Annotated in this window: 4 protein-coding genes; 3 read left to right on the forward strand and 1 reads right to left on the reverse strand. The window is 64.1% G+C overall.

Going from position 1 to position 3,625, the window contains the following annotated elements:
• Window positions 1-1,197 (reverse strand): MFS transporter (locus B2W70_RS06235; RefSeq protein WP_286743910.1); only part of this gene is annotated, 1,197 nt, incomplete at its 3' end.
• 147 nt (window positions 1,198-1,344) lie between these two features.
• Between B2W70_RS06235 and dcd the strand changes: the two genes are divergently transcribed.
• The 3 genes from dcd to B2W70_RS06250 all read left to right on the forward strand — a co-directional run bounded on the left by dcd (window position 1,345) and on the right by B2W70_RS06250 (window position 3,539).
• On the forward strand, window positions 1,345-1,914 hold the full coding sequence (gene dcd, locus B2W70_RS06240) for a dCTP deaminase (protein ID WP_058085911.1): 570 nt from the start codon (window positions 1,345-1,347) through the stop codon (window positions 1,912-1,914).
• A 300-nt stretch (window positions 1,915-2,214) separates the two neighbouring features.
• Window positions 2,215-2,634, forward strand: a complete 420-nt coding sequence (locus B2W70_RS06245; protein ID WP_058085912.1) for a DUF1801 domain-containing protein — start codon at window positions 2,215-2,217, stop codon at window positions 2,632-2,634.
• 47 nt (window positions 2,635-2,681) lie between these two features.
• Entirely contained in the window at window positions 2,682-3,539 is an 858-nt protein-coding gene (locus B2W70_RS06250) for a 3',5'-nucleoside bisphosphate phosphatase (RefSeq protein WP_286743912.1), read from the forward strand.
• Window positions 3,540-3,625: the final 86 nt, after the last annotated feature.

The following is a 3,625-nucleotide window of genomic DNA, read 5'->3' on the forward strand; positions in this document are numbered from 1 at the left end:
CCCGCCTTTTTCTGCCCAGGTGCGCGTCCAGCGGACCTGCATGACGCGCATCATCAGCAGAGACATCACGGCCAGCACCGCGATGGCGACAAAGCCCAGGAAATAGCTGCCGGTGTGTTGCTTGGCCAGGCCCATGGCGTTGGGCACCAGGCCGCCACCGAGGGCGCCGATCTCACCGATCATCGAGCCGGCCACGGCCGTGCTCAGGGGCCAGCGCAGCGGCACCAGCTGGAACAGCGCGCCATTGCCGGTGCCCAGGGCCGCGAAGCACACCATCATCAAGAGCGTGGTCAGCACCAGCGACTGGTCGGCCAGGCCGCACAGCACCAGCGAGATGGCGACGGTGATGATCACCACGGTCAGCGTGTTGACGCCGCCCCAGCGGTCGGAGATCCAGCCGCCGAAGATGCGCAGCGCCGCGGCCATGAAGGCCGCCAGCATGGTCAGCTGACCGGCCTGCACCTTGCTGACGTGGAACTGCTCGTAGTAGTAGCTGGGCAGGAACGAGGTCAGGCCGATGAAGCCGCCGAAGGTCACGCCATAGATGATGCTGAAGGCCCAACCGTCCTTCTCGAACAGGCAGGCGATGTGCTCGCGGAACGAGGCGTGCTGATCGCGGTCAGGCGGCTCCTGCGCGAAGACAACCATCACGATCATCGGGATCAGGATGGCGATGGCGGCCAGGCCGTACACCGTCTGCCAGCCGTAGGCCAAAGCCAGCGGCGGCGCCACCAGCACCGACACCGCCGTGCCCACGTTGCCCGCGCCCACCAGGCCCATGGCCAGGCCCTTGTGCTTGGGTGGGAAGGAGCCCGAGCCCAGCGACAGCGCCACGCCGAAGCTGGCGCCGGCGATGCCCAGCAGCACGCCCATGGCCAGCAGGTCGTTGAAGGTGTGCACGAAGAAGTAGCCGAACAGCATGGCCACGACGATCATGCCCATTTCGACCAGGGTGGCCGACTTGCGGCCGATGTACTGCGCCAGGATGCCCAGCGGGAAACGCATGAGCGCGCCCGCGAAGATGGGGATCGACAGCATCAGGCCCTTTTCGGCGGCCGAAAGCTGCAGGTCTTCGGTGATGAACGGTGCCATGGCCCCGTTGAGCACCCAGATGCAGCAGGAAAAGCCGAAATAGAGAAACGACGCGAACAAAGTCGGGGCATGCCCCGATTTGAGGAATGACTTGAAGTCGGACATGTTTACCTCAGCTAGCGCGTGCACCATCGTGGGTGACGCTTGTGTTTGTGCCTGAGGATATGCAATTCGGGTGCCAGGTCGGTGCATCGCATCGGATGCCCTGCGGATCAAGCACAATGTCGCTCGACGTCACAGGAGCACACCCGCATGAGCATCAAGTCCGACCGCTGGATCCGCCGCATGGCCGAAGAGCACGGCATGATCGAACCGTTCGAGCCCGGCCAGGTTCGCTACGCCGCCGATGGCCACAAGATCGTCAGCTACGGCACGAGCAGCTACGGCTACGACATCCGCTGCGCCCCCGAGTTCAAGGTCTTCACCAACATCCACAGCACGGTGGTCGACCCCAAGAACTTCGACGAAAAGAGCTTCGTCGACATCGAGTCCGACGTCTGCATCATCCCGCCCAACAGCTTCGCGCTGGCGCGCACCGTCGAGTACTTCCGCATCCCGCGCAACGTGCTCACCATCTGCCTGGGCAAGAGCACTTACGCGCGCTGCGGCATCATCGTCAATGTCACGCCGTTCGAGCCGGAGTGGGAGGGCTACGTGACCCTCGAGTTCAGCAACACCACGCCGCTGCCGGCCAAGATCTACGCAGGCGAGGGTTGCGCGCAGGTGCTGTTCTTCGAAAGCGACGAGGTCTGCGAAACCAGCTACAAAGACCGCGGCGGCAAGTACCAGGGCCAGCGTGGCGTGACCTTGCCCAAGACCTGATGGGAACGCGACGGGAGCGTGATTTTCGTCACGTGAAAAGGCCTGGGCTGCGGGCATCCACAATGCACAGGTTTCATTACGCTCCGTTACAATGAGGGCAGACACGAGGCGCCTGCTGCAAACTGGTGGTCGCCCGACTGCGAACAATGGCGAGCCTCTTTGCTGGGGCGTGCCCGATAAACGGCAGAGAGTGACCCCGTCTGGTCTGCGCAAGCACCAAGGTGCCTGCGCCCGATCCGTGGGAGGGGGTGTGGCGGTGCCCGTGTCTGAAGTTGCACCCCTACCTGGCCCCCGACCTCCATGCGCAGACCCCTTCAATCACCTGCACTGGTCAACGCGTTCTACGACAGCCTGCGGCCCGAGCAGCGCGAGACCGCCCAGATCATGCACCGCGCCATCCTGGCCGCTGCGCCTCATCTTCGCCCCGAGGTCAAATGGGGCAATCTGTGTTTCATGAACGAGCACGACAACGTGCTGGCTCTCGTCTTGTTCAAGGCCAATGCCCACCTGCAGGTCTTCAATGGTGTCATGCTGCTGAGCGAGTTCCCTGAGCTGGAAGGCGCGGGCAAGGGCATGCGCCACGTGAAGTTTCGCTATCGCCAACCCGTCAACGAACAACTCATCCGCGAACTGACGCTGGGCAGCCTTCAGGCGCTGGCGGTTCAGCAAGCCCGCCATGCGCGCTCGGCGAGCCGCTGGGGCTCCGAGCGCCCGCAGTGACCCTTCAGTTGGTCGGGCTGCCTGCCGATTGTTAGCATGTGACAACCATGCACTTGATCAACGCCGACCTGCACTGCCACTCCAACGTTTCCGACGGCACCCTGACCCCGGAGGCGGTGGCCGAGCGCGCCGCTGCCAACGGGGTGGCGCTGTGGTCACTCACCGATCACGATGAGGTCGGTGGTCAGCACCGAGCGCACGCTGCTGCGGCGAGTCTGGGCATGGCTTACCTGCCGGGCGCAGAGATCTCGGTGACATTCGCCGGCAAGACGGTGCACATCGTCGGATTGGGGTTCGATCCGGATGACCCGCATCTGCTGCAGGGCCTGGCTGACACACGCAACGGCCGCGAGCGCCGCGCTCGCGACATCGGGGCCGAGCTGGCCAAAGTCGGCATCCCGAATGCCTTCGAAGGCGCGCTGAAGTTCGTCGGCAACCCTGACTTGATCTCTCGCACGCATTTCGCTCGCTACATCGTCGAAATCGGCGTTTGCGCCGATCCCCACGACGTGTTTCGCCGCTACCTTGCCGAAGGCAAACCCGGGTTCGTGCCGCACAGCTGGGCGCGTCTGAGCGACGCCGTGCGCTGGATCACCGGAGCTGGGGGTGTGGCCGTCATCGCGCACCCCGGGCGATACGACTTCACGCCGAACGAAGAGTTCGCCCTGTTCAGCGAGTTCAAAGCTCACGGTGGACGTGGTGTCGAGGTCGTCACCGGCAGCCACACGGTGGCCGAGTACGCGCGTTACGCCGACATGGCCATCGAGTTCGATTTGCTGGCTTCACGTGGCTCCGACTTCCACGACCCTTCCGAGAGCCACACCGACTTGGGTGCGCTGCCAGACTTGCCAGGCAAGGTCACGCCTGTCTGGGCTGCGTTGCAGGATCGCATCCTTCGGCCTTGAGGCCAGGCCTCGTGGGTCCGCTGGGGCTGCTTTGACATTCGACGGTGCGGCATTCGAGATAGGCTCGGGCCATGGCCCAACTTTTT

This window comes from Aquabacterium sp. UBA2148 (assembly GCF_002328915.1).
In the GTDB taxonomy this organism is placed as follows: domain Bacteria; phylum Pseudomonadota; class Gammaproteobacteria; order Burkholderiales; family Burkholderiaceae_C; genus Aquabacterium; species Aquabacterium parvum.